This is a genomic window from Allobosea sp. UC22_33, from assembly GCF_042700715.1.
GTDB lineage: Bacteria > Pseudomonadota > Alphaproteobacteria > Rhizobiales > Beijerinckiaceae > Allobosea.
Map to the genome: position 1 here is coordinate 5,166,360 of NZ_CP170556.1, position 24,009 is coordinate 5,190,368.

Here is a 24,009-nt window from a genome sequence, read left to right on the forward strand (position 1 = left end):
GCCGGCTTTTGTCCTGCCGGTCTCGATCACCGGATTAGAAAGGCTGACGCGCCTTGGCGGCGCCGCACCGACGGCACTCAATTCGGACAGCTCATCAACAACGACCAGCGCCCCGGATGCCTATGCCGCCGTGTGGATCGCAGCACCACAACAATAGCGGCCTAAGCGCGGAGCCAAGTTGCGGAAACGCAAATCCGACGAGACTGGGAGAAGCTCCCGCAACCTGGGATCAGAGTTCGCGCAAGGCGGCCGCACCCGCTTCTGCGCTGCGTGCGATCTCAATGAAGAGAAGCGCCAACTCCTCGAAGACGCTGCGATCGTTCTCGGCCTCGCTCAATGCATCGAGCTCCGACAGGAACACCAGCAGCGCAGAAATCCGCTCCTTGTGATCGCGTGCGGTTGTGAGTTGCCGCCGCCATTCGCGCCGACGTTCGAGTTGGTCAAAGCGATCAAGGGCGCCGTCCAGCGTCTCCCGACAGGTGCAATTGAGCTCTTCAGGTCGCAGCACTCGTCGGAGCCGGCCGATCAGCTCGCTTGCCGATGTCGGTGGAGCGCTGTGCTCATGAGAATTGCGCGTTCCGTTATTTCGCCCGCCATCCATGACCGGCTCCTTCCGCCCTTCGGACGCGGTTGATTGCATTCTCGCCTAGATTTCGGCCGCCACACGAGCGTGACCCGGGACCCCATACAGGAAGCCGTTGGCGAGGGGCACGTTAGGGTAAACCGTTCCGAGGCGACGCTCGGCCTCCTCCGGATCGAGCCGCTCATCGGCAACGTCGCGGAACAACCGTGCGACCGCGACCATGTCACAGTCCTGCGGCGAGAGCCTGAGCGAGGCGACCCCGGCCGTGCGCAGCGCCGGAATGTCCCGCAGCAGGCTGGCCGAGGTATGCGAGAGGGTCTGCACGCCGTTGACCGAGAGGAAGCCGGCACCATCCAGCGTCTCAACTGGCATGCCGTCGGGGTCCTGCTCGCAGACGAAACGGCAATTGTCCTTGGTTAGCTTGTGGGCGCGAGCATGATAGCAACGCGCCGAGATCGCCAGCGGCACCTTGCCGAAAGCGAAGACCTCAATGGCAAGCTGGGGCAATGCGGTGGCGATGGTCTTGATTGCTGACAGTGGCAGCTCCGGCGGCAGGCAGATGCGTATCGCTCCTCGCCGAGCCAGAAAGCCCGCTGTGTCTTCATTATAGACGTTGACGAAGGGGCCGGCTGCAAAGGGCCGCTCGCCAAGGGAGGCAAGGCAGCTCAGATCGTTGATCTCGACCTCGGCCTCCTCGGTCTGCATCAGTTCGCGCGTCTGGCGGCGCTCGCGCGGCAGGGAGATCAGGATCAGCGAGGCATGCAGCACCCGCTTGCCGGCCGCCTCCAGCCGTTCGACCACGGCAGGGATGTAGTCCTGCTTGAAGGGGGTGCGCTTCGAACAGACCGCCTCGCCGACCACCACCGTGTCGACCGGGGCCTCGTCCGCGATCCGGTAATGGAAATCGCGCCAGCGTTCCGGCGCCCAATGATAGAGGACCGGGCCGAGGGTGAGCTGCATCGCCGCTATTCCTTCCTTGGATCCCGGCCGCTAGCGCCAGGTCTTGCGATAGGCGCCGACCGTGCTCGCCCGTCCTTCCGCCAAGGCGCCGAGGCCAGCTCCTGCGGCGCTACGGCCTTCTTCGAGTGCAGCGAGTATTTTTCGGAAGGAGCGCACGACACCTGCGACATAGGCGCGGCCGCGCTGGCGCCCCTCGATCTTGAGAGCAGTCACGCCGGCCTGGCGCAGGGCTGGCAGCATGGTTGCGGCATCGAGGCTCACTGGCTCCTCGAAGATGTAGCCGGGGCCCTTCGGCGTCGCGAAGCGGCCCTTGCACAGGGTCGGGTAACCGGCCGGCTCGTCCTTGCCGAAGCTATTGATGGTGAAGCCACCAAGGGTCGAGACAGTCCGACCTTCTCGTTCAGCATAGGCGACATGGCTTGCCGGCGAGCAGACGCCGTTCATGTTCGGTGACTGGCCCGTGGCGTAGGAGGAGAGCGAACAGCGACCCTCCTCCATCACGCACAAGCCGCCGAAGACGAAAACCTCGGTCTCGCAGCCACTCTCGCGCACGATCGACGCGATCTCCGGCACGCTGAGCACACGTGGCAGGACGACGCGGCGCGCGCCGAAGCTTTCGGCATAGAAACGGATCGCATCAGGATTGGCCGCACCGGCCTGCACCGAGACGTGCAGTCTCTGATCGGGATGGCGGCTGGCGGCATAGTCGAGCGTCGCGAGGTCAGCCAGGATCAGCGCGTCAGCCCCAGCAGCGACAGCGTCATCGATCGCCGCTTGCCAGAGTCCGAAGGAACCGGCCCGCGCGAAGGTGTTGATCGCGACCAGCACCTTGACGCCATGGCGGTGCGCGAAGGCGATGCCTTTGCGCAGCTCTTCGCGCGAGAAATTGAGACCCGGAAAATTGCGGGCATTGGTCTCGTCGCGGAATCCGCAATAGACGGCGTCCGCTCCCGCCTCCACCGCCGCTCCGAGGCTCGCCGGCGTCCCGGCCGGGCAGATCAGCTCCACGCGGAATCCTCCGATGTTCCCGGTCGCGGACGCATCCGCTCGCGCAGGACATCCGCCAGACGCGCGCCGACAGGCCCGAGACCACCGAACAAGAGCGCACCGAAATCGATGCGAGCATCGTCGAGGGCGTTGCGCAGCGCGAGCGCGGCAGAGACGTCGCCCTCCACCCAGAGCACCCGCGAGAAGAACAGGGCGTCACCGTCGAGCGTCCCTTCCGCCATGCCGATCAGCCCTGCAAGCGGGCCACGGATGCTGGCGTCGAGCCCGTCCGGCAATTCGCGAACGGCGCGCGCCAGCGGCCGGCGCGGCTTAGGCTCCAGCACGAAGGCAAACGGCACATCGATCGGATCGATGCCGAAGCGCTTCTGCGCATGCTCGCCAAGACGATCGTAAAGATCGGGATGGGCGCGGCCAATCCGGGCGAGCAGCAGGGCCAGAGCCGGCTGTAGCGGCCCGAGCGGAAACGGTGCGACTACCCGCGACAGCCACTGCGGCAACCGCGGCGTCACCGCGTGCAAATCTGTCGTCTCCGGTTCCGGCATCACTGAACTCCTGTGCGCGGAAGATTAGGGCGGAAGCTGACGCGCTCGTTGTTCCCGCGCAAAGACGACTGCGAATGAAGCGGGGATGGTCCGGCAACTGGAGCCTCTGCCCTTGCCGATCCGCGATCTGCCCCGTTTTCGCGACCTCAGCGCGTTCCTCGCCCATCTCGACGCCGCCGGACAACTTCGGCGGATCGCGGAACCGGTCAGCGTCGTGCACGAGATCACCGAGATTCACCGCCGCGTCATGGCCGACGAGGGGCCAGCGTTACTGTTCGAGCGGCCCGTGCAGTCGAACGGCGCGGTTTCAACGGTCCCGCTGCTCACCAATCTCTTCGGCACGGTGGAGCGCGTCGCCTGGGGGCTCGGCATCCGCCCCGACAACCTGCCGGCGCTCGGCCGAACACTCGCCGAGCTGCGCGAGCCCAAGCCGCCGCGCGGGCTGGCCGAAGCCTGGCAAGCGCTGCCGCTGGCGCGCGCCGCGCTGTCGATGCGGCCGCGCCAATCGGGACGCGCACCGGTGCAGGAACTGGTCTTCCGGGGCGATGCCATCAACCTGACCGCCCTGCCGGTGCAGCTCTGCTGGCCGGGCGAGCCGGCGCCGCTGATCACCTGGCCGCTGGTGTTGACCGCGCCGCCCGAGCCCTCGGCCGAAGACGAAAGCAATCTCGGCGTTTACCGCATGCAGGTGCTCGGCCGCGATCGCGCCATCCTGCGCTGGCTCACCCATCGCGGCGGGGCGCGGCATCACGCACAATGGCGTCGGCTCGGCCGCGAGATGCCGGTCGCGGTCGCGATCGGCGCCGATCCGGCGACGATCCTCTCGGCGGTGCTGCCTTTGCCGGAGACGGTTCCGGAGCTGCGCTTCTCCGGTCTGCTGCGCGGCGAGCGGCCGGTGCTTGTCCCTTGCGTCAGCGTTCCTCTGTCGGTGCCCGCCGAGGCCGAGATTGTCATCGAAGGCCTCGTCTCGCCAGATGAGACGGCGCCGGAAGGCCCTTATGGCGACCACACCGGTTATTACAACGCGGTCGAGCCCTTCCCGGTGATGAAGGTTACGGCAGTGACTATGCGGCGAGCGCCGCTCTATCTCTCGACTTTCACCGGCCGGGCGCCGGACGAGCCCTCGCGCATCGGCGAAGCCCTCAACGTGCTGTTCCTGCCGTTGTTGCAACGGCAATTCCCCGAGGTGGTCGATGTCTGGTTGCCACCGGAAGCCTGTTCCTACCGGATCGCCGTCATCGCCATCGCCAAGCGATATCCGGGCCAGGCGCGCCGGCTCATGCTCGGCCTGTGGTCGTTGCTGCCGCAGTTCAGCTACACCAAGCTCGTTGTCATTGTGGACGCCGACATCGATCCGCGCGACTGGGCGCAGGTTATGTGGGCGGTTGCGACCCGCTCAGATTCCAGCCGCGATCTCGTCAGCATCGCCGACACGCCGATCGACTATCTCGACTTCGCGTCGCCGAAGCCAGGGCTCGGCGGTAAGCTCGGGATCGACGCCACCAACAAGCTGCCGCCCGAGACCGAGCGGGAATGGGGGCGGCCGATGGCGATGGATCCGGCGGTATCTGCCCGGATCGACGCGCTCTGGCCCTCGCTCGGGCTGGCGCCGGGATCGGAAGGTGCGCGATGAGCCGCGTCATCATCGGGATCAGTGGCGCTTCGGGGGCCGCGATCGGGCTTAAGATCTTGGAAAGGCTGGTCCAGACCGGCGCGATCGAGACGCATCTGGTGATCTCGCCGGCGGCGGAACGGACGCTCGCGAGCGAGATCGACCCGGATGCCCCGGCGCGGGCACGGGCGCTGGCCTCCCATTGCCATGATCATCGCGATATCGGCGCGAGTATCGCCAGCGGCTCCTTCCGCACGGCCGGAATGATCGTCGCGCCCTGCTCGATGCGCAGCCTCTGCGCCATCGCCTATGGCCAGCTCGGCGATCTCCTGACCCGCGCCGCCGATGTCCAGCTCAAGGAGCGGCGCCGGCTGGTGCTGGTGGCACGAGAAAGCCCGTTTCATCTCGGCCACCTGCGGGCGATGGCCCAGGTCACGGAATACGGCGCGATCGTCGCACCGCCGGTTCCGGCTTTTTACCTGAAGCCACGCGACATCGCCGCGATCGTCGATCAGATCGCGCTGCGCGCCATCGGACTGCTTGACCTCGGCCTCGAGGCATTACCGATCATCGAGTGGCAGAGCGGTCAAGCGTGACAACCACGAATGGCTGCGCTGCCTGCGCGAGCCAGCCCTTTCGAATCTTCTTCGTCCTGGCGGCAGGCACTGCAGCGGCGGGCGTGCTGCCATGGCTCATCGCGGGCTGGCCGGTTGGCATGACCGCCGCCGTCTCGCATCGCGAGATGCTTCTTTTCGGAATGGTTCCAGCGGTATTGGCTGGCTTCCTCCTGACCGCGCTGCCGCGCTGGACTCGGCCGCCGCCCGTCCCACAGCGCGTTGTGCGCGTCCTTATGGCGCTTTGGCTGGCAGGGCGGCTGGTGCATCTCTGGTCGCCTGGGGTGGCCGCTCCCATCGCGGCCAGTTTCATCCTCTCCATCACGATCCTGGTGGCCGCGCGTGTGGTGAAGGCCGGCGCCATGAGGGAAATCAAGGTCGTTTTTCTCCTCATTCTCCTCGCTATGGCAGCGGCTGCGCCCGATATCATGCCAGCAGATTTTCGCCTCCGGCTCGCGCTGGCTGCGATCCTTGGCCTCATCGCTGTGATCGGCGGCCGTACCGCGCCCGCGCTGACAGCATCGTATTTGGCATTGCGAGGAGCGCGATACGGTCGGCGGTTGTCGCACTCCGCCGAGGTTGCGGCTGCTCTCTCACTCATCATCGCAATCGGGCTCTGGTGCTTCGACGCTGACGAATAACAGCCTGCGAGCCTGGCAGCGGCGGTGCTACAAGCGGCCCGCCTGCTCGCCTGGCGGCCTTGGCGCGTCGCCGGCCAGCCGGGGCTTGTGCCAATCCATCTCGCCTATGCTTGGATCCCGCTGGGCCTCGGGTTGAACGTATTGCGTAGCGCGGGACTCGGCGTCAGCGACAACGCGGTTCTTCATGCTTGGGCGGCGGGTGCCATCGGCGCCATGTGCCTGGCGGTCATGGCCCGACGGCAATTGCGTCAGGCATTTTCTCGACCGGCTGGCTCGCTGGCGATATTCGTCGCCGGCGTTGGCGCAGCACCGTTGCGGCTGCTGGCTGAGCGCGGCATGCCATTTCAGCTGCAGCTTGCATCACTGTGCTGGAGTTCGGCTTTCCTGCTGTTTTTCGCGTCTTACCGGCGGTCTCTCGGACTGGCACGATGAGAGCGGCTTAAACGGCGCTGCTGTACTGCCGCTGTTGCTGGTCGAGATGCGCGTCGAAGACTGAGGCGACCTTGCGGACCAATAGGCGGGCATTCTCGGGCAGGAGCACGCGACTGCCGTCAAAGGCAACGAGGCCTTCCTGTGCCAGCAGCTCAAGCTTGCGTCGCGAGAGCGAGAGCACCTGCGCATCGACAGGGTGCTGCGCGGAGATCGCATCAATGTCGACGGTAAGGTCGCACATCATCCGCTCGATTAGTTCAGCCCGGAGACGATCCTCGGGCGTCAAGCGATAGCCTCTTCGGGTCGGTAGCACGCCGTCGGCGATCCGTTCGGCATAGCGACCGATGACGACTTCGTTTTGGATGTAGCCTTGGAGCAGCTTGCCGATTGCGGAGGCCCCGAATCCAATCAGCGCCTCGCAAGGGTCGGTCGTGTAACCTTGGAAGTTTCGACGGAGCCGCCCCTCCGACAGCGCCCGCGCCATTGGGTCGTCTGGGAGGGCGAAATGATCGAGCCCGATCCGGACATAGCCCGCCTCGGTGAGCAGGCGTGCCATGAGTTCGGCCTGCTCGTGCCGGGCCTCGCCGTCCGGCAGGTCCGCCGTCGCGATACGGCGCTGGTGCTTCTTGAATTCCGGCACATGTGCATAGCCAAAGATCGAGAAGCGATCGGGCCGCATCGTTAGGCACTGCTCGACGGTGTCGCGGCAGGATTGCAGTGTCTGCTTCGGCAGTCCGTAAATCAGGTCGAAGCTGACTGCTGCGATCCCGGCGTTGCGCAGGCCCGTCGTCACGGCGGCCGTCTGCTCAACGCTTTGAATGCGATTGATGGCTTTCTGCACCACAGGGTCGAAGCTCTGCACGCCCAGGCTGGCGCGATTGACCCCAGCCGCGGCCAGAGCCGCCGTCATCGGCGGTTCGAGCCGGCGTGGGTCGATCTCAACGGCGATCTCCGCGTCCGAGTGAATTGGGAAACGCTGCCGCAGCAACGCGACGAGGGCGACGAAATTCGCTGGTTCAAGGATGGTTGGGGTGCCGCCCCCGAAATGGACATGGCGCACGTCGAGCGGAGCGGAAAGCGCCTCGGCTACCAGCGCGATCTCGCCGCGCAGCGTTGCGAGATAATCGATGATCGGGCCGTCTCGTAGCGCGACCGTGGTGTGGCAGCCGCAGTACCAGCACATCGAGCGGCAGAAAGGGACGTGCAGATACAGGGACGTCGGGGTGCCTCGCGCCAGCGAGTTGAGCCAGCCCGCATAGAGAGAGCTATCCATTTCACGGAATTGAGGAGCGGTTGGGTAGCTCGTGTAACGAGGAAGACGCTCGTCTGCGTATGCTGAGGCGTTCATAATCTGGTCGGGCCAACTCTTATGGGAATAATCCCGGGGGGCCGTTCAAAGGCAGCATGATTCCGACAACCGCCACGATGTGATCGTGACGGTGGTCGGAACGGCAGGGTCCTACTTTGCTGCCACTGTCAGGGTGGCCAGCTTATCGAACAGGCTGGCGAACACCTGCTTCGCTTTGCCGGGATGGGTCGCAGCCTTGGCCTGGTCGAGATTCGGGGCATCGCCGACGACGACCATCGCAACCATGCCCATTCCGTAGTGGGGCTTGCACTTGTAGCCATAGACGCCGGGCTTGTCGAAGGTGACGGCAATTTCTTCGCTGATCTTGCCGACGACAGCCTGCGCCCCTTCGGGCAGCATCGCCTCGATCGTCTCGACGTTATGGCCCTTGTCGGTGGCTACGAACCGGACGGTGTCGCCTGGCGCAATTTTGACGACAGCAGGCTCAAACACCATCACGCCTTCCGTGCCCTTGTTCAGCATCTTGATCTGGACTTCGGCCGCCTGGCTCACGCCGGCAATTCCAAGCCCCGCCACGAGGGCGCCGAGCATCATGAGTTTGCGCATTGTCGTTCTCCTGTTTCGGGTAAAACCGCGAGCCGCATCGAGCTCTTAGCAAGCGTCATACGCCGGGCCTCCGGGGGGCTGTTTGAGTTTGCGCAAAGAAGAATGCGGTCGGCCGACGGATCGCATTTCTGTCGCCGCGGTTCTCCTTCCGCGCAACCTCCAAAAGATCGCGATAGCCTCGTGCGGCGGCGAGCGCCTGCTTGAAGGCCCTGCGGGCTGACCGCCACTCCGTCAGAGCGGCTTCGTGAGACGTAGGCGGGCGCTCCTTTGAAACCACTTCGGGCTTGCGCTTGCGCAGGACCTTGTGGGTCTTGGGATCGACTTCCTCAATAAACTGCGGCTGACCGGAAGCTTGCGCTCATCGAAGCCTTCATCGATGACGACATCGATTGAAGGGCCGCGGCGTAACGCGATGCGTATGGTTCCGCGAACTTCTGGCCGTCTGGTTAGCGGCAATTGGGGCGGAGTGTTCCGAAGCAGGCTTCGGTGACCCACCGCGTGGATCCGGTGGGCTGTCCCTAACCTCCGCACTCCGCATCAAGACAGGCCCGGATCCTGGCCAGCGAAAAGATGCTACCCTCGGACATGATCTCGACCGGGGTTCGCCCGCCAAAGGTATCGTTTCCCTTGTTGACCCAGGCATAGCCACGCTCTGGCTCGATAAAGCGCAATCGTAGCGCCTTGTGGATTCCCATCAGCAGCGACAGGCGCGTGGCCACGTCTCGACTGATACGAACCTGCTCGCCTGTTTTCCATCGCGCATACGTCCGGGCAGGCAGACCGCCCAGCATTTCCCGTGCGAGCGCATCGTCGAGCTTCCATCGCTCAAAGAGTTTTACTACCGCGCGTGCTGCTGCAGCAGCTTCGTTGGCGGTGATCCGCGGAATGTCCGTCTTTGACGCTTGGCGCGGGATGCCCATCGGTATGCGTCCCATCTTTGGCACGAAATTTATCCGATGGCGCCCATTGGCGAAAGCATCTCTTGCCCTCAACCACTCGATCAAACGTCGCCTGCAATGAACAACAGTGTCCCAGCAGAGCTTCCGACCCTGATTGCTACCCCTCGATTACGCCGGAATTCCTGATCTCCTTGCAGATCGGCTCGGCCCCATAGGCCCCGCGGGGATCGTCGATGAAGCCGATCACGACCGGTGTCGGCGGTCGAGCTCCGCCTGGGCAAAATACGCCGACGCCTTGCGCAGAATCGCGTTCGCCTGCCGTAGCTCCCGGCTTTCGCGTTCGAGAGCCTTGAGCTTGGCCGTCACGACGGTCGTCAGCCCGGGCTTGCGGCCGCTGTCGACCCCGTCCTTCTTGATCCACTCGTTCAGCGTCTGCGCCGTGCAGCTGATCTTGCAGGCGATCGAGGTGATCGCCGCCCAGCGCGACGGATGCTCGGCTTCGTGGTCCAGCACCATCCGCACCGCGCGGGCACCCACCTTCCGCGTGGCAGCGTAGATTACGTCTCAACTCCGCAGAAGCGCGCGAAGACGACAAGTGCTAGCGCCGCCAAAAGGGCAGCTAGGCGCAAGACGACTTTGAAGATTGAGGTTTGACCCACGCTGCCTCTCCCAGTTGAGAGGTTGGTTCGGCGGCGTTATCGACGACCAATCGCGGCTTTAATTTCTCCTGTCGCTCCCGCTCCTCACGGGCCTCTTTCAGCGCCCGCCTTGCCCGCGCGCGCCGAGCTTCCTGAATCAGTTTCCATATCGCTGATGCCATGGCCCCTTGTTCCCGTCCCAAACGCCGCGAGAGCATGGGAAGGCATTGTTGAATGAGAGGCATCCCCTAGACGGAGGGGATTGGGCGCGAGGGAGACCGACGAAGACGCAGGTCGGACTGAAGCCAAACACTGGTGAAACGCGCCATAAGCGGAACTTGCAACTCTGCCAGAAAGCCGACATTCCGCGGTGCCGGTCGAGACAAAAGCTCGTCGAGCCGGTTCGCGTGTCAGCGCAGGGATCTCTGCCACAATTTTTCAGCAGCTTCATCAGGTCCAATCACGTTCAATCATCCGAATTGGCCGCGTCGAAGACTGCCTCGAACCGGCCCAGCGGCATAACCTCACGGAAGTAGTGCTCTTCGGCTTCATGCCATTGGCGCTCCCAGGGACCTACAATGCCCTCTCTCTCAAGCAGTCTTGCTTTGCGGGAAGCGTCTGAAGCGACCACGAGAACTTTCATGTCGATGAGGTCGGCGAGTTCCGGCCGAGCCGAATAGACGCCCTCGAGGATAACGACGGATCGCGCTGAAAGCTCAGACACGCTTGACTGCAACCTGCCGTCAAAAGCTTCCCAATCGAACGCGCGCCAACTGGCAGCGCGACCCTGCCGCAAGGCGCCCAGCACCGCGCGCTGGCGGGGCCAGTCGATACAGTCGGCAGCGCGGATGGCAGGGGAATCTGATCGCAACCCAGTGCCGCCGGCAAAGAAGTCGTCACCCTCAATGAGCGCGGCTCCCACCTTGTCTGTTAGCAGAGCTGCCAGAGTCGACTTGCCCACGCCGCTGCGTCCGTCGAGCGCTATCACATAGGGCCCATCCGCCTTGGCCGCATGCAAGTGGATCTGACGAGCGAATGTGTTGGTATCGGAGAAATGCATCAGCGTCTGGCTTCCTGGTAAGTCCGGCGCGATACGCCTCGGATGGAGAAGCTGCTGTCCCGCCATGCCGGTCAGCGTTCCCGTGCAACACTCTGCGCGCGGGTGGCTCTTTCCTCGTTTAGTTATAATCGACCCAGCTATTCTGCGGCGGGATCAATCTCCACGAGGAACCATTATCTGAAAGTGCGTATGGCACGGGCTTCCGGTCGCGATTTGAGGCGTGAAAGGCATTAGGCATCGGTGCTACCTCTAATTATAGCGGTTGTCGCAGCGTGATCCATGCGCGGGCATCATCGTGGATCACGTTCGACTCGCATCCATCATGCGCTATCAATGGGCATTCGACTTCCACCGACAACCGTTACCCCGACCTCAGTGGTTGCAGTTTGCCACGGAAAATATCAGCGAATGCTGACGACCGGCTCCCCTAGCGAGATGGAAGCCCGAATGCCTTCATGGCTTGACGCGTCGCATCCGCTACGACGGCATCAATGGCGCCCGGTGTTGCGTCTTGTGCGCCCGTGAAGAACACGCAGATCAGGATCGATGGTCCGCTTGGCGGCCAAATGATGCCGATATTGTTGTGCGTCCCCCGCGCGCCCGTGCCGGTCTTGTGGCCGACGGTGTAGCCGGCGGGGACGCCGGCCTTGATCCGGCCGGCCCCGGTGGGTGTCTCGGTGATCCAACGCGTAAGCAACTGCAGGTGCGCCGCTGAAAGCAAGTTGCCGCGCAAGACGCGGTCGAGGTTGGCCACATATTGCTCGGCCGTCGTGGTATCGCGCATGTCGCCGGGCAAAGCGCTATTCAGCTCAATTTCCAGTCGATCCACGCGCGTGACGTGGTCGTCAATGCTGCCATACCACTGCTGGAAGGCAGCCAGTCCGCCCATTTCGCGGATCAGAATATTTGCCGCGGGGTTGTCACTAACCTCGACTGTCGCTTTGCACAGCTCTCCCAGCGTGAGCGTTCTGCCGATGGCCGGCTGCGTGACCGGCCCATGCGGCACCATGTCGGCAGCTGTGATCGGGACGTCTCGGTCTAGCCGATCGCGCCCCTGCTGCACGGTCTGCATCACATAAGCTGCGAGAAACAGTTTGAATGTCGAACAGAAAGCGAAGCGTTCGGTTGAGCGCCAGCCGACCCGCTGGCCGTCCCGCGTCGCGAAAAGCCCGAGACGGCCTCCATGGCGGGCTTCAAGAGACTTGAGATCGAGACTAGTCCCGGGAGCAGCCGCGGCATGCCCGGCGCCGACTAGAGTGGCGCCGGCGCCGATCAAGAATGAGCGCCGGTCCGCAAGGAAATCAATGGTGCGAGTTGTCATGTGCGTTGCGTCTCCAGAGGGAGGCGCAGAGGTAGCGAGGCCGCATGGCCCTAGCCAAATGATCGTTACTCAGATTTGATATGAATGAAATTGGGGCTTCTGGATGGATGTTTCGAGACTGCCGCTCAACGCGCTGCGCGCCTTTGAAGCGTCGGCGCGGCTCGGTAGCCTGACCAAGGCGGGGATGGAGCTGCGCGTGGGCCAGACCGCAATAAGCCATCAGATCAAGCTGCTTGAGAAAGATCTCGGCTTCACGCTGTTCGAGCGCTTGCCGCGTGGCATCGCTCTGACCGAGGAGGCGCACGCGCTGCTGCCGGTGCTGACGGATGCGCTACGGAGGGTCAGCGACAAGGTGCACCAACTGCGTACCGGCGGCACGGCCGAGATTCTCACGATCGGCGTGGTCAGCAGCTTCGCCCTCGGGTGGCTTCTGCCGCGCCTGCAGGACTTCAACGCCCGGCACCCGCAGATCGAGGTGCGGATCAAGACAAACAACAACCGTGCCGACACGCTCCTCGACGGCCTCGATCTATTTATTCGGTTCGGTGACGGTGCCTGGCACGGCACAGAGGCGGTCGAGCTGATGCAAGCCCCGCTCGCTCCGGTCTGCAGCCCTGGCCTCGCAATGTCAGTCCGCACTCCTGCTGACCTGCTAGCCCAGCAGCTCCTGCGCTCATACCGCCAGGACGAATGGCCGCTCTGGTTTCTTACCGCGGGACTGACCCCGCCGGTCGCGCGAGGCTGGATTTTCGATAACTCGCTGGCCCTGGTCGAAGCGGCAGCGCAAGGTCTCGGTGTTGCGCTGGTCCCCGCCGCGATGTTCTCGCGTGATATCTCTTCCGGTCGTATTGTACAGCCTCTCGACGTCGGTATCGTTACCGGGGCCTACTGGATGACGCGATTGAGGTCACGGACCGAAACCGGCGCCATGGTCGCCTTTAAAAGGTGGATTGTCGCCGAGCTTTAAGCTGAGCATGGAGACGATTGTTTTCAAAGGCGTGCGCCAACAATGGACACTGGTGGTCAGCCTGAAAGCGGACAGCGAGAGATCTGGACAACGCAACCGAAGAGCCGGCACTGACCTGAGAGAGAGGCACGGGCCCGGCCGCAAGCCGAACAGTGCCGAAGGAGTCGCCGCCACTGCTCACTGGGAAGGCTCCGACGCGGGAGATCTGCTGCGGTAAGTTTGCGGCTGACAGCGGCCCCGTGGGACAGCGCAATGTTTCTTTTCGACGGCCCCGACCAGGCCGACGTGACTATCCTAGTGGCGCATGGCGCCGGAGCTCCGATGCACTCGCCATCAATGACGGCGTCCGCAAATGCCTTAGCCGGAGAGGGCTTTCGCGTTGCCCGCTTTGAGTTCGACTATATGGCGGCGGCGGACCGCAGTTGGGCGCATGCCGCCGGCCCGCGCTGAAAAGCTAAACCCGCGATATATCGCTGCCGTCAACGCGCTCGGCAGGCAGGGAGAGCTTGTTATCGTGGCAACTCGATGGGCGGGCGCGTCGCGAGCATGGTGCGGACACGTTGTTAGAGAGTGGACGGATTCGTGGCCTTCTTTGCCTCGGTTATCCTTCCATCCGCTCGGCAAGCCGGAGCAATCGCGCACCGGCCACCTTGTCGATCTGAAGACTCCTACCCTCATCGTGCAAGGAACGCGGGGCGAGGTTGGCAGCCGCGAGGAGGTCTTGAGCTATAATCTTTCGCCGCTGATCGACATCCTCTGGCTGGAGGATTGCGATCACGATCTGAAACCCTGCAAGCGAACTTGGTTCTTCAGCGGCCGGTCATCTCGTGACCATCGCGGACGCAACGCTTACCTGGGCCGGGCGGCTCAAACACCCGGCAGGGTCGCGACATGAAGATGGACACCGGAAACGCCACGAGCAGCGCCGAGAAAGCGCAAGTGATGACGCAGCACCGCATCTACAAAATGAGCTTTGCCAAGATTTATCCGCTTCTGGTCGCCAAGGCGGAGAGGAAGGGGCGCACGAAGGTGGAGGTCGACCTGATCATCCACTGGCTGACCGGCTACGGCCAAGAGGCACTTGCCTCTCAGCTGGCGAAAAATTCGGACTATGAGACCTTTTTCGCCCAGGCGCCGGCACTCAATCCCGCGCGCCTCAGCATAAGGGGAATTGTCTGCGGTGTCCGCGTCGAGGAAATCGCCGAGCCAGTGATGCGGGAAATCCGCTACTTGGACAAGCTCATCGATGAACTCGCCCGAGGGAAGGCGATCGACAAGATCTTATGCCGTCGACCATCGTCGACGCGCTTGCCGGGGTGACGCCATTAGGAGATTTTGAACTAGGAACCGAACCTGTTCGCGTACAGCGACGCCCTTCAAGGGCGCGCGCTCCGGGTCACCAAATACGCTGCGTTAGGCTGCGAAGGAGTGTTCGGAGGTGCGGCCAAGGCGACCCAATTCCACCGCAGCTCAATCGGGTGGGATGAATTGGCTCATCTGCTCACCCTGCCAGCGGAGGCTCGACGTGCCGCCAGAAACATGACGGCAGCGGCACCGGCGTTTGCGACGGCGCTGACGGCAATGGGTATGACGTAGCTATGGCTGCGATCGTAGATGAAGCCTGCCGCGCCTGGGCCAACGAGCGTGCCTAGGGCAACGCTCGAATAGAGCACCCCGATGATGCGGCCGGCATGACGCGCACCGAACAGATCGGCGACCACTGCTGGTAAAATCGCGACCCACCCTCCGTAGAAGAGACCGAAGATCAACGCGAACAGTATGAGCTGGCTCAAGGAGCCACCAAGGATCCAGGTCGGAAGTGATGCGGCCATGCCGATATACATGGCGATCAGGAAGCTCTCGCGGCCCATCCTGTCCGCGATGCCGCCGAGGAAGAAGCGGCCGATCGTGCTGCCGATGCCGATGGCACCAAGCAGCCAGACTGCCGCCGAAGCGGGAACACCATGGTCGACCGCGTAGGGCGCGAGATGCACGAACGGTACGAAGACACCAAGCGCGCTCAGGAACGACGCAAGATAGAGCCCCGCAAATCGTCGCGTCCGGATTGCTTGGCCCACGGGCGTATCGTTGCCCGCCTGCAGGGAGCCAACGACGATGGTACGTGTGATGCCGTCGGGCTGCAGGCCGCGGCGGCCTGGCTCGTCCTCCATGACGAACGCCGCCGCCAGGCCGACCACGATCGCGAGGACGCCGAGCGTGGTGTAGGCGTTGCGCCAGCCGATGTCCGCGATCAGCCAAAGCGCGAACGGCGGCATCACGAGCGTCCCGACGCCAATGCCGCTGACCGCCAACCCGGATGCGAGACCACGGCGCTCGACGAACCAGCGTTGCACAGCGCCAAGTGTGGGCACATAGGCACAGCCGACGCCGACGCCGATACCGATGCTATAAGCCGCATAGACCTGGAGAATGGTTTGCGCCTGTCCGGCCAGAATGAGGCCGAGGCCGACTAGCGTCATTCCGATTGCGGAAAGCGCCTTCACGCCGAGTCGATCCGCGAGCGGCGCGGAAACGATGCCGAGCGAGAAGTACATAAATCCGGCCAGCGAAAAAACCGCCGAGACCGAGCCGCGCGATGCCGCGAACTCGTGCTGGAGCGAGTCTAGGAACGAGCTGAATGTGTATGCGCTCCCGAAGCCGACGAAGGTTATGACGAAGGCTGCGGCGACCACAAGCCAGCCGTAAAAAATCGTCGATGGCCTTTCCAGGTTCATGATTATCCTCTGTTGGCGGGCCGAGCCGTCTCGGCGTGCGATATGCGGGCCGCTCCCAAGACCTTAGGATCGCGGCGGGCCACTGAGGCCCGGTTGACGACGATGCCAGGACGTTGCGCCCTGAAACGCTGCGCCGAGAGCAAGAAGCGCGCTTTCGTCGAACTCGGCAGCGATCAATTGCAGGCCGATGGGCATGCCTTCCACCGAAGCGCTCCCGGGGAAGGCCAGCGTTGGATGGCCGCTCATGTTGAAGGGGCAGGTGTAGCGTTGCAGCTTGGCGATCAGCTCCGGCTGCTCGCCAAGGGTTGCGATCGTCTTCAGCGTGAGCGGCGCGAAAGGATGGACGGGCGTCAGGATGGCGTCGACCGATGATAGTAGGGCCTCGACCTGGCCACGGAATGCCGCGCGGCGAAGAAGGATTTCCTGATAGGCCATCCCCGAAACGGCCATTCCGTTCTCGATGACGGACGATAGGATGGCGCCATACTGTTCCTTATGGAGGGCATAGGCCGCTTGATGGGCAACTGCCGCTTCAACCGCGCAGTTCGGCGTCCAGTCCGCCACGATCTGGCGGACATCGGGAAATGACACCTCGACGAGCTCGGCGCCCAGGTTCGAGAATATCGCGCAGGCTTCCGTCAGTGCGGCCTGTGTCCAATCGTCGACGTCTTCGGAGTTCCAGTGCGGGTCGATCCCGATACGCTTGCCGCGTATATTCGCGCTTGCGTCGGTCAGGTATTCGGGAACCGGACGAACGCTCGTCGTGGAGTCATTAGGGTCGTGTCCGGCCATGACCTTGAGGATCGCCGCGACGTCGATGACGTTCCGGGCGACCGGGCCGATATGGTCGAGCGAGGGAGCGAGGTCGAATGTCCCATAACGGCTGACGCGCCCCCAGGTCGGCTTCAGGCCGCTGACGCCGTTGGCGGCCGAGGGCCAGCGGATCGACCCGCCCGTGTCGGACGCGATGGCGCCGAAGCACAGGCCGGCGGCGGTCGCGACCGCTGATCCACTGGAGGAGATGCCCGCCCAATAGTTGCCGTTCCATGGGTTTTGCACTGGCGGAATCGATGGGTGGTAGTCGGAATACGCCCCCTCGGTGAGCTGGGTCTTGCCGATCAGCACTGCCCCTGCGTCGATGAGCTTTCGCACGACGGTCGCATCGCGCGCCGGCACATAGTCCTTATGGACCACGGTGCCGGCCGCCGTTGCGACGCCCCTGATCCAGCACAGGTCCTTTACGGCCATGGGAACGCCATGGAGTGGGCCCCGGTGGATTCCCGCCTCGATCTCGCGGTCGGCAATCTCCGCCTGGCGGAGGGCGCTCTCGTCCAGGACGCGTGCATAAGCCCGCAATTGACCATCCAGACGCCGAATGCGCGAAAGGAGTGCCTCGGTGACATCCTTTGAGGCGATGGCGCGGCGAGCGATAAGCTCTCCGACCTCTGTGAGACCACAGAACTCCACGTTGAAAGACATCAGATCCAACCTCTCCAGCGGTCACGCACGTTCGGGTACGACAGCCTATGATTTAGAATTCATGCGATTCTAGGTGGCTTGCGTGCAGCATTGACGCTTGATCGCGGCATGAATTATCTTGACGCTCGCTGCTTGGGCAAACCAGAAGACTTAACCTTGATGAATCAGATTTTCTAATTCATGCCGCGTCGATTGCCTCCCCTTAACGCGCTGAAGGCATTCGAGGCCGCTGCCCGCCACCTCTCGATCAAACTGGCCGCGGAGGAATTGTGCGTGACGCCGGGGGCCGTCAGCCAGATGATCCGGGTTCTGGAGGAAAATCTCGGCGTGAAGCTCTTTGAGCGGGTGACGCGAGGGATTTTTCTGACTGACGCGGGCCGCGATTATCTGCCATCGATACGCAATGCGTTCCGCCAGATCGCCGGTGCATCCGAGCGGATCGCAGCCCAGCTGGATTCTGGGCTGCTCACGGTCAGCACCACGCCCTTTTTTGCATCGGCATGGCTGGTGCCGCGATTGTCATCCTTTCGAACGGCGCAGCCCAGCATCGATCTGCAGATCGTCACCAGCAATGCACTGGTTGATTTTTCTCGCTCGGACACGGATGTTGCGATCCGCCATGGGATGGGCCGATATCCCGGACTTCGCAGCGACCGCGTCGTCACGGTCGAGATGATCGCCGTGGCCACCCCCGATCTGATCGACCGAGCCGGCCGTCCGAATCGGCCATCGGATCTCGTGCGTTGGCCGCAGGTTCACGATGCCGAACGAAAGGGCTGGAGCCTGTGGTTTGACAAGCACGGCGTTGCTGAAAGGACGACTGCGCGTGGCCTCTCCTTCGATGACAGCGGCCTCTTGCTAAAAGCGGTGCTCGCCGGTCAAGGCGCGGGACTGCTCCCGGCTGCCCTGCTTGAGGATGAACTGCGCGACGAGCGTTTGATCCAGTTGTTTCCGCCCGCTCGAATGGAGGAGTTTGCCTACTATCTCGTCTGTCCGGATAACCGACAGCAGCAGCCCAAGATCGCAGCGTTCCGGGATTGGATCTTGAACACATGACGGCAAGAGGGGACGGAGTTACATCCTCAGGTACTGACTTCAGCAGAGAGTAAATATCCACGCTTCAACTGACCAAGGCCCGGTTAGGGTGGTGGGAAATTGCCATTGGCGACAGCGAGCTAGCGCCAATAGCGGACATCCAATCACGCGCGGAAAGCGGACCTTCGCCCGCGATGTTAAAGTGTCCAAGCTACGCGGGCCGATGCGATGTCGGGACAGCCCAAGGTGACGTTGAAATCGCGCTAGCTGAAGCTCATCAGGTGAAGCGAACCGACCACCAACAACACACCGGTCCTCTAAGCTACGAGCGGTTTTTGGGGGGATCGTCCCTATTCTGCGGGTTGGATGAGTGCATGGTTAGGCGGCGGGCTGCTGTTGCGGGGATCAAGCGAGCCGCCGGCGCGCTTCACCCTGAACCAAGCGGCATAGAGTGCCGGCAGGAACAGCAGGATCAGTACGGTTCCGACTGCCGTGCCACCGATGAGCGTGTAGGCCATCGAGCCCCAGAACACAGAGTGAGTCAGCGGAACGAAGGCGAGGACGGCCGCAAGTGCCGTGAGGATAACCGGCCGTGTGCGCTGGACGGTAGCCTCAATCACGGCTTGGTAATCGTCCAGCCCTGCGAGTTGGTTCTCCTTGATCTGGTCAGTCAGGATCAGCGTGTTGCGCATCAGGATTCCGGCGAGCCCGATCAGACCGAGGATCGCGTTGAAGCCGAAGGGCTGGTTGAAGGCGAGCAGCGTCGGAACGACGCCGATGAGGCCCAGCGGCGCGGTGAACAGCACCATCGTCATCATCGAAAATGAGCGTACCTGAAGCATCACCACGATCAGGGTGACGGCGATCATCAGCGGGAAGATTTTCGCCAGCGCGTCGTTGGCCTTTGCGGCTTCCTCGATCGAGCCGCCCATGTCGATGCGGTAGCCGGCCGGGAGCGAGGCGATCAGCGGCTGTAGCGCGGAGAGCACCTGCTTCGAGACCTCGGGAGGCTGGGTCGCCTCGTTGATCTCGGACCGCACCGTAATCGTCGGCATCCGGTCGCGGCGCTTGAGAAGCGGCTCCTCGTGGCGGATCTCGGCGCGGCCGATTTGGTCGAGCGGGATCTGCCTTCCGTCGCGGCTGGTCAGCGAGAAGTCGGCGAGACGTGTCGGGTCGAGGCGCTCGGCCCCGGCGCTGCGCGCCATGACCGCCACGTTGCGGATGTTCTCGCGGACCTGGGTAACCGGTACGCCGCTGAGCAGGAACTGGAGCTGCTGGCCGACCTGTGCGGGCGAAAGGCCGATGAGATTGAGCCTGTCCTGATCGGGCACGAAGCGCAGTACGGGCACGCGATTGCCCCAGTCGCGATTGGCCTCCCGCACGTCGGGCACCGTCCGCATGATCTGCAGCGCTTTCTCAGAGATCCGATAGAGTTCGGCCGGGTCAGGTCCGACGATGCGGAATTCTACCGGAAAGACCGAAGGCGGCCCGAACACGAATTGCGTGGCGCGCACATAGGCTTCGGGTGCGAGGCCGTTCGAGACCTCCTCTCTAAGCCTCTGCTTGAGTATTTCGCGCGTCTTGGCATCGGGCGTGAGCACGACGATCTTGGCGAACGCCGGGTCCGGCAGTTCCGGTGACAGGGCGAGGAAGAACCGCGGCGCGCCCTGCCCGACATAGCTCGTGACGATATTCGCTTCGGGCTGCTGCTTGAGCCAGCCCTCGACCTTTTTGACGGCCGCCATGGTGCTCTCGATGCTGCTGCCCTCGGGCAACCTGATCTCGACCAGCACCTCGGGGCGGTCGGACGTCGGGAAGAATTGCTGCTTCAGTCCTCCCATCCCGACAATCGAAAGGGCAAAGGCCAAGCCGACGACCGCGCAGGTCAGGACTTTGTGGTCGACCGCGAAGGTGATGAGGCCACGCAGGCGGCGATAGTTTGGCGTGTCGTAGATCGCCGCATGGCCGCCAGCGACGGGCTTGATCTCGGGCAGCATCTTCACGCCGAGATAAGGCGTGAAGATCACGGCCACAATCCAGGAGACGATCAGCGCGAAGCCGACGACCCAGAAGATATTGCCTGCATATTCGCCGGCGGTGGAGGAGGCGAAACCCACCGGGAGGAAGCCCGCGATCGTCACGAGCGTACCTGACAGCATCGGCGCCGCGGTATGGCTCCAGGCGTAGGCGGCCGCTTTGATGCGGTCCATGCCCTCTTCCATCTTCACGACCATCACCTCGATCGCGATGATCGCGTCGTCGACGAGCAGGCCGAGCGCGAGGATGAGCGCGCCGAGCGTGATCCGGTCGAAGAAGCGGCCGGTTTCCAGCATGATGAAGAACACGACCGCGAGCGTAAGCGGGATCGCGGCCGCGACAACGATCCCGACGCGCCAGCCGAGACTGAGCAGGCTGACGAGCAGCACGACGCCGAGCGCCATCGCGAACTTCATCATGAACTCGTCGACTGAGGCCTTGATGTTGACCGCTTGGTCGGTGACCTTTTCGAGCGACATGCCGAGCGGCAGAGTGGCGCCGATGGCGGCGGTCATCTCCTCCATCGCCTTACCGAGGGCGAGCCCGTCCCAGCCATCCTGCATGACTGCGGCAAGTATCAGGCTCGGCTCGCCCTGGTGGCGGATGACGAAGCCCGGCGGGTCTTCATAGCCGCGGCGGACATCGGCAATGTCGGAGAGCTTGAGCGTGCGCCCGCCGGCGACGATCGAAGTGTCGGCGATCGCCTGGACGCCATCGAACGCGCCGTCGACCCGGATGAACACCCGCGGTCCCTGCGTGTCGACGGAGCCCGCAGGCGTGACGGTGTTCTGACGCTGTAGTGCCGTGACGATATCCTGGGCGGAGACGCCGAGCGTCGCGAGCCGGGCATAGGAGAACTCGACAAAGATCTGCTCCGGGCGCTCGCCCATTATGTTGACCTTCTTGACGCCCGGCACGTGCAGCAGGTCTTGCCGGATCGTCTCGGCCTGCCGCGCGAGTTCGCGCATCGGCAGCCCGTTCGCCTTTAGAGCATAAAGGGCGAAGCTGACGTCGGAATACTCGTCGTTGACGAAGGGTCCGAGCACGCCCTGCGGCAGGTTGCGCGCCTCGTCGGCGAGCTTTTTGCGGGCCTGATAGAACTCCTCCTGAACCCGCGACGGCGGGGTCGAGTCTTTCAGATTGACCGTCAGGTAGGCGTAGCCCGGACGCGTCGTGGTTTCGACCCGGTCGTAGAAGGCCAGCTCCTGGAGCCGCTTTTCGAGCGGTTCGGCGACGAGGTCCTGCATTTCGCGCGCGGTCGCGCCGGGCCAGACCGCGGTGACCGTCAGCGTCTTGATGGTGAAACTGGGGTCTTCCGCGCGGCCGAGGCGGAGGAATGCGAAGGCGCCCGCCGCGACGAACAGGATGATCAGGAAAAGCGTGACAGACCGCTCGCGGACGGCGAGCGCGGAAAGGTTCAGGCTCATCGCGAGGCCGCCTTAACATCCGAGAAGGTTCTGACCTGCTGGCCTTCGCGCAGCAGGTGCGCACCGAGCGAGACAATTTTGCGACCCTCTTCCAGCCCTGAGACGATCGCCGTCTCGCTGGTGACGCGGACGATCCGAATCGGCTGGAAGGCCACGGCCGTTCCGGCTTCGTCGAGACGCCAGACGCCGGTGCGCTGCCCGTCGTCGAGCACGGCCCCCAGCGGCACCTCGACCTCCGGCTCCACACTCGAAGCCGAGACGCGGACCGTGACGGTCGCGCCAAGCGGCGCGACGGAGGCCTCGGTGTCGAGGACGTAGCGGGCTTCGTAGGTCCGCGTTTGGAGATCGGCCGAGTCGGAGAGTTGACGCAGGAGGGCGCGGAAATGACGCCCACTGATGCCGTAGAGCGTCGCGTCGGCCTCAGATCCGATCGCGGGCCTGACGGTCTCGGGCAGCGAGACGACGGCCTCGCGCGGGCCCGCCTGAGCCACCCGGATGACGACCTGCCCGGCGGCGACGACCTGGCCGGGCTCGCCGAGCGTCTCGACGACAATGCCGTCCGCATCGGCGAGTATGACGGAATAGCCGAGTTCGTTCTCGGCCACCCGGGCCTCGGCTTCTGCCGCCGCGGCTTGGGCGGTCGCGGTGTCGAGGGCAGCCTTTGCCTGCTCGTAGCGCTGCGGACTTGAGGCAAATCCGTTCTTGACCAGGATAGCATAGCGCGCCTCGTCCGAGGTGGCCTGCGTCAGCACGGCCCGCGCGGCCGCCGCGGCGTTGCGCTTCGCCGTTAGGGCCAACCTGAGATCGGTCTCGTCGATGCGCATGAGCGGCTGGCCCGCCTTGACCGGCTGGCCGACGTTGATCATCCGCTCGACGATCTTGCCCGGGACGCGGAAGCCGAGACTGCTCTGGACCCGTGCGGCGACGACGCCTGTGAACCGTCGCTCCGCGCCCGACGCCGAGGTCGTCACGGCAACGCGCACGAAGGGAGGGTTGCTGCGTGGGTCGACTGGCGCCGATACGGGCGATCGCGGCACCACCAGCAACGCGGCCGCGCCGAGTCCGGCGGCGGCCAGGACCCCCGCGGAGGCGAACAGAAGCTTGGATCTAGGCATCATCGGCGATCTCCCGGATCACGAAGCGCTGCATTGAATTGCGAAGCCGAGGGACGCCCGGTCGGTCGTCGCCTCGCGGCGCGTTCGGCTACTCGGCCCATTGCACGATGCGTTCCGCGATCGCCTCGGGGGCTTCGATGTGGAGGAAGTGTCCGACGCCCGGGACTACCTGCACGTCGCGCCGGTCGGCGAAGCGGTGCCGGTCGTCGACCTGCGAAGACATTATGCAGCCATCGTCCGCCCCATGGAGCTGAAGGAGGGGCACCGGGATCGGCCGAGACAGGCGGCGCGTCGCCCCCAGCATGCCGGGCCGAAGCATCGCCCGGTAGTACTTCAGGGGCGAAGGCATGCTGGCGCGCAGGTGCCGGTGCAGTTCCACCTTGAGGGAGGGCTCCAGCGAGAAGCCGGGCGACCACTGCCGCCAGAGGTGGTCGATGAGGGCGAGATCCTGGGCGGCGGCCAGCCAACCGCTTCCCGGCAATTGGAATAGCCCCATGTACCAGCTTCGGCGCAGCTGAGCGGGGCGGGTCAACTGCCTCATGAACGTGAGCGGGTGCGGAATCGCCAGCGTGACCGCGCGTCGGATCCGCTCAGGCGCGGTGACGCAGGCGTCGTAGGTGATCATCGCCCCCCAGTCGTGGCCGACCAGGTCCACCGCCCGTCCCGGGGACCAGTGGTCGATCAGGGCGAGCACGTCGCTGGTCAGGGCCGCAAAGTCGAACGGCCCTGTTGTCGGCGACGGCGAGTAACCCCGAAGCCAGGGCGCGAGGACGCGCCGTCCACGACGGCCGAGCTCGGTCAGGAGTGGTTTCGCGGTCGGCGGGTGGTCGGGGAAGCCGTGCAGAAAGAGCGTCGGTCGACCATCGGGATCGCCGCCCCGAAGCGCGTGGAAGGTGCCATGCGGCAGATCGAATGAGACGTGCTCGAATTCCATGTCCGTGGGTTCTCCGAAGGAGGTCAGCCGAGGGTCTGATGAGAGACCCGGCGGT

Annotated in this window: 19 protein-coding genes, 3 pseudogenes and 1 other annotated feature; of the genes and pseudogenes, 7 read left to right on the forward strand and 15 right to left on the reverse strand. The window is 64.0% G+C overall.

The window, feature by feature from the left end; genetic code table 11:
* Nucleotides 1-229: 229 nt before the first annotated feature.
* The 4 genes from ACFJGT_RS25035 to ACFJGT_RS25050 are packed head-to-tail and all read right to left on the reverse strand — an operon-like array spanning nucleotide 230 to nucleotide 3,093.
* Nucleotides 230-601: a hypothetical protein gene (locus ACFJGT_RS25035; protein WP_377843986.1), complete on the reverse strand. Its 372-nt coding sequence runs from the start codon at nucleotides 599-601 to the stop codon at nucleotides 230-232.
* A 45-nt stretch (nucleotides 602-646) separates the two neighbouring features.
* Entirely contained in the window at nucleotides 647-1,543 is an 897-nt protein-coding gene (locus ACFJGT_RS25040; protein ID WP_377843989.1) for a U32 family peptidase, read from the reverse strand.
* Nucleotides 1,544-1,573: 30 nt separating this feature from the next.
* Nucleotides 1,574-2,551, reverse strand: a complete 978-nt coding sequence (locus ACFJGT_RS25045; protein ID WP_377843991.1) for a peptidase U32 family protein — start codon at nucleotides 2,549-2,551, stop codon at nucleotides 1,574-1,576.
* Nucleotides 2,542-3,093, reverse strand: a complete 552-nt coding sequence (locus tag ACFJGT_RS25050) for an SCP2 domain-containing protein (RefSeq protein ID WP_377843994.1) — start codon at nucleotides 3,091-3,093, stop codon at nucleotides 2,542-2,544. The genes ACFJGT_RS25045 and ACFJGT_RS25050 overlap by 10 nt, the downstream gene beginning before the upstream one ends.
* Before the next feature lie 85 nt (nucleotides 3,094-3,178).
* Here ACFJGT_RS25050 and ACFJGT_RS25055 point away from each other — a divergent pair, with 85 nt between their 5' ends.
* The 3 genes and pseudogenes from ACFJGT_RS25055 to ACFJGT_RS25065 all read left to right on the forward strand — a co-directional run bounded on the left by ACFJGT_RS25055 (nucleotide 3,179) and on the right by ACFJGT_RS25065 (nucleotide 6,392).
* Complete coding sequence (locus ACFJGT_RS25055; protein ID WP_377843997.1) at nucleotides 3,179-4,726, forward strand: UbiD family decarboxylase; 1,548 nt, start codon at nucleotides 3,179-3,181, stop codon at nucleotides 4,724-4,726.
* Nucleotides 4,723-5,301 (forward strand): UbiX family flavin prenyltransferase, encoded by a 579-nt coding sequence (locus tag ACFJGT_RS25060; RefSeq protein WP_377844001.1) that lies wholly within the window; start codon nucleotides 4,723-4,725, stop codon nucleotides 5,299-5,301. Before ACFJGT_RS25055 ends, ACFJGT_RS25060 begins: the two co-directional genes overlap by 4 nt.
* Nucleotides 5,298-6,392, forward strand: a pseudogene (locus ACFJGT_RS25065) (NnrS family protein). Before ACFJGT_RS25060 ends, ACFJGT_RS25065 begins: the two are co-directional and overlap by 4 nt.
* 7 nt (nucleotides 6,393-6,399) lie before the next feature.
* Here the strand turns inward: ACFJGT_RS25065 and hemN are convergent.
* The 6 genes and pseudogenes from hemN to bla all read right to left on the reverse strand — a co-directional run bounded on the left by hemN (nucleotide 6,400) and on the right by bla (nucleotide 12,225).
* Complete coding sequence (gene hemN / locus ACFJGT_RS25070) at nucleotides 6,400-7,740, reverse strand: oxygen-independent coproporphyrinogen III oxidase (RefSeq protein WP_377844004.1); 1,341 nt, start codon at nucleotides 7,738-7,740, stop codon at nucleotides 6,400-6,402.
* 111 nt (nucleotides 7,741-7,851) lie between these two features.
* Nucleotides 7,852-8,307, reverse strand: coding sequence for a pseudoazurin (locus ACFJGT_RS25075; protein ID WP_377844006.1), 456 nt, complete (start codon nucleotides 8,305-8,307; stop codon nucleotides 7,852-7,854).
* Nucleotides 8,308-8,825: 518 nt separating this feature from the next.
* Nucleotides 8,826-9,227: an antitoxin Xre-like helix-turn-helix domain-containing protein gene (locus ACFJGT_RS25080; protein WP_377844008.1), complete on the reverse strand. Its 402-nt coding sequence runs from the start codon at nucleotides 9,225-9,227 to the stop codon at nucleotides 8,826-8,828.
* A gap of 153 nt (nucleotides 9,228-9,380) precedes the next feature.
* Nucleotides 9,381-9,495, reverse strand: a sequence feature (AL1L pseudoknot).
* A pseudogene (locus ACFJGT_RS25085) lies at nucleotides 9,397-9,722 on the reverse strand (transposase); the annotation flags it as partial. Its footprint overlaps the feature before it by 99 nt.
* A gap of 588 nt (nucleotides 9,723-10,310) precedes the next feature.
* A complete protein-coding gene (locus tag ACFJGT_RS25090; protein WP_377844010.1) occupies nucleotides 10,311-10,970 on the reverse strand; it encodes a uridine kinase in 660 nt (219 codons plus the stop codon).
* A gap of 361 nt (nucleotides 10,971-11,331) precedes the next feature.
* Nucleotides 11,332-12,225 (reverse strand): class A beta-lactamase, encoded by an 894-nt coding sequence (gene bla, locus ACFJGT_RS25095; RefSeq protein WP_377844012.1) that lies wholly within the window; start codon nucleotides 12,223-12,225, stop codon nucleotides 11,332-11,334.
* A gap of 103 nt (nucleotides 12,226-12,328) precedes the next feature.
* Between bla and ACFJGT_RS25100 the strand changes: the two genes are divergently transcribed.
* The 3 genes and pseudogenes from ACFJGT_RS25100 (at nucleotide 12,329) to ACFJGT_RS25110 (ending at nucleotide 14,512) form a co-directional block, all read left to right on the forward strand.
* A complete protein-coding gene (locus ACFJGT_RS25100; protein ID WP_377844014.1) occupies nucleotides 12,329-13,192 on the forward strand; it encodes a LysR family transcriptional regulator in 864 nt (287 codons plus the stop codon).
* Nucleotides 13,193-13,528: 336 nt separating this feature from the next.
* Nucleotides 13,529-14,087: pseudogene (locus ACFJGT_RS25105) on the forward strand (alpha/beta family hydrolase).
* 47 nt (nucleotides 14,088-14,134) lie between these two features.
* The gene (locus ACFJGT_RS25110; protein ID WP_377849070.1) at nucleotides 14,135-14,512 is read left to right on the forward strand and encodes a DUF2200 domain-containing protein; all 378 of its coding nucleotides are present in this window, start codon (nucleotides 14,135-14,137) and stop codon (nucleotides 14,510-14,512) included.
* A 173-nt stretch (nucleotides 14,513-14,685) separates the two neighbouring features.
* Here the strand turns inward: ACFJGT_RS25110 and ACFJGT_RS25115 are convergent, their stop codons facing one another.
* Together ACFJGT_RS25115 and ACFJGT_RS25120 are read right to left on the reverse strand one after the other, a co-directional pair.
* Nucleotides 14,686-15,927 carry an MFS transporter gene (locus ACFJGT_RS25115; RefSeq protein WP_377844016.1) on the reverse strand — a complete coding sequence of 414 codons (1,242 nt, stop codon included), beginning with the start codon at nucleotides 15,925-15,927 and terminating at the stop codon, nucleotides 14,686-14,688.
* Nucleotides 15,928-15,990: 63 nt separating this feature from the next.
* Nucleotides 15,991-17,406, reverse strand: a complete 1,416-nt coding sequence (locus ACFJGT_RS25120) for an amidase (protein WP_377844019.1) — start codon at nucleotides 17,404-17,406, stop codon at nucleotides 15,991-15,993.
* A gap of 180 nt (nucleotides 17,407-17,586) precedes the next feature.
* Between ACFJGT_RS25120 and gcvA the strand changes: the two genes are divergently transcribed.
* The gene (gcvA, locus tag ACFJGT_RS25125) at nucleotides 17,587-18,462 is read left to right on the forward strand and encodes a transcriptional regulator GcvA (RefSeq protein WP_377844021.1); all 876 of its coding nucleotides are present in this window, start codon (nucleotides 17,587-17,589) and stop codon (nucleotides 18,460-18,462) included.
* Nucleotides 18,463-18,791: 329 nt separating this feature from the next.
* Here gcvA and ACFJGT_RS25130 read toward each other — a convergent pair whose 3' ends face one another.
* The 3 genes from ACFJGT_RS25130 to ACFJGT_RS25140 form a co-directional block, all read right to left on the reverse strand.
* Nucleotides 18,792-21,905, reverse strand: coding sequence for an efflux RND transporter permease subunit (locus tag ACFJGT_RS25130; RefSeq protein WP_377844023.1), 3,114 nt, complete (start codon nucleotides 21,903-21,905; stop codon nucleotides 18,792-18,794).
* On the reverse strand, nucleotides 21,902-23,020 hold the full coding sequence (locus tag ACFJGT_RS25135; RefSeq protein ID WP_377849071.1) for an efflux RND transporter periplasmic adaptor subunit: 1,119 nt from the start codon (nucleotides 23,018-23,020) through the stop codon (nucleotides 21,902-21,904). Before ACFJGT_RS25135 ends, ACFJGT_RS25130 begins: the two co-directional genes overlap by 4 nt.
* 88 nt (nucleotides 23,021-23,108) lie before the next feature.
* Nucleotides 23,109-23,954, reverse strand: a complete 846-nt coding sequence (locus ACFJGT_RS25140; RefSeq protein WP_377844025.1) for an alpha/beta fold hydrolase — start codon at nucleotides 23,952-23,954, stop codon at nucleotides 23,109-23,111.
* Nucleotides 23,955-24,009: the final 55 nt, after the last annotated feature.

What these genes read in the sequence shown, in the direction of transcription:
- ACFJGT_RS25050 (WP_377843994.1), bottom strand. Translation starts at nt 3,093, where the DNA reads ATGCCGGAACCGGAGACGACAGATTTGCACGCGGTGACGCCGCGGTTG.
- ACFJGT_RS25060 (WP_377844001.1), top strand. Translation starts at nt 4,723, where the DNA reads ATGAGCCGCGTCATCATCGGGATCAGTGGCGCTTCGGGGGCCGCGATC.
- gcvA (WP_377844021.1), top strand. Translation starts at nt 17,587, where the DNA reads ATGCCGCGTCGATTGCCTCCCCTTAACGCGCTGAAGGCATTCGAGGCC.
- ACFJGT_RS25130 (WP_377844023.1), bottom strand. Translation starts at nt 21,905, where the DNA reads ATGAGCCTGAACCTTTCCGCGCTCGCCGTCCGCGAGCGGTCTGTCACG.
- ACFJGT_RS25110 (WP_377849070.1), top strand. Translation starts at nt 14,135, where the DNA reads ATGACGCAGCACCGCATCTACAAAATGAGCTTTGCCAAGATTTATCCG.
- ACFJGT_RS25115 (WP_377844016.1), bottom strand. Translation starts at nt 15,927, where the DNA reads ATGAACCTGGAAAGGCCATCGACGATTTTTTACGGCTGGCTTGTGGTC.
- ACFJGT_RS25075 (WP_377844006.1), bottom strand. Translation starts at nt 8,307, where the DNA reads ATGCGCAAACTCATGATGCTCGGCGCCCTCGTGGCGGGGCTTGGAATT.
- hemN (WP_377844004.1), bottom strand. Translation starts at nt 7,740, where the DNA reads ATGAACGCCTCAGCATACGCAGACGAGCGTCTTCCTCGTTACACGAGC.
- bla (WP_377844012.1), bottom strand. Translation starts at nt 12,225, where the DNA reads ATGACAACTCGCACCATTGATTTCCTTGCGGACCGGCGCTCATTCTTG.
- ACFJGT_RS25090 (WP_377844010.1), bottom strand. Translation starts at nt 10,970, where the DNA reads ATGGCGGGACAGCAGCTTCTCCATCCGAGGCGTATCGCGCCGGACTTA.
- ACFJGT_RS25140 (WP_377844025.1), bottom strand. Translation starts at nt 23,954, where the DNA reads ATGGAATTCGAGCACGTCTCATTCGATCTGCCGCATGGCACCTTCCAC.
- ACFJGT_RS25100 (WP_377844014.1), top strand. Translation starts at nt 12,329, where the DNA reads ATGGATGTTTCGAGACTGCCGCTCAACGCGCTGCGCGCCTTTGAAGCG.
- ACFJGT_RS25035 (WP_377843986.1), bottom strand. Translation starts at nt 601, where the DNA reads ATGGATGGCGGGCGAAATAACGGAACGCGCAATTCTCATGAGCACAGC.
- ACFJGT_RS25135 (WP_377849071.1), bottom strand. Translation starts at nt 23,020, where the DNA reads ATGCCTAGATCCAAGCTTCTGTTCGCCTCCGCGGGGGTCCTGGCCGCC.
- ACFJGT_RS25055 (WP_377843997.1), top strand. Translation starts at nt 3,179, where the DNA reads ATGGTCCGGCAACTGGAGCCTCTGCCCTTGCCGATCCGCGATCTGCCC.
- ACFJGT_RS25080 (WP_377844008.1), bottom strand. Translation starts at nt 9,227, where the DNA reads ATGGGCATCCCGCGCCAAGCGTCAAAGACGGACATTCCGCGGATCACC.
- ACFJGT_RS25120 (WP_377844019.1), bottom strand. Translation starts at nt 17,406, where the DNA reads ATGTCTTTCAACGTGGAGTTCTGTGGTCTCACAGAGGTCGGAGAGCTT.
- ACFJGT_RS25040 (WP_377843989.1), bottom strand. Translation starts at nt 1,543, where the DNA reads ATGCAGCTCACCCTCGGCCCGGTCCTCTATCATTGGGCGCCGGAACGC.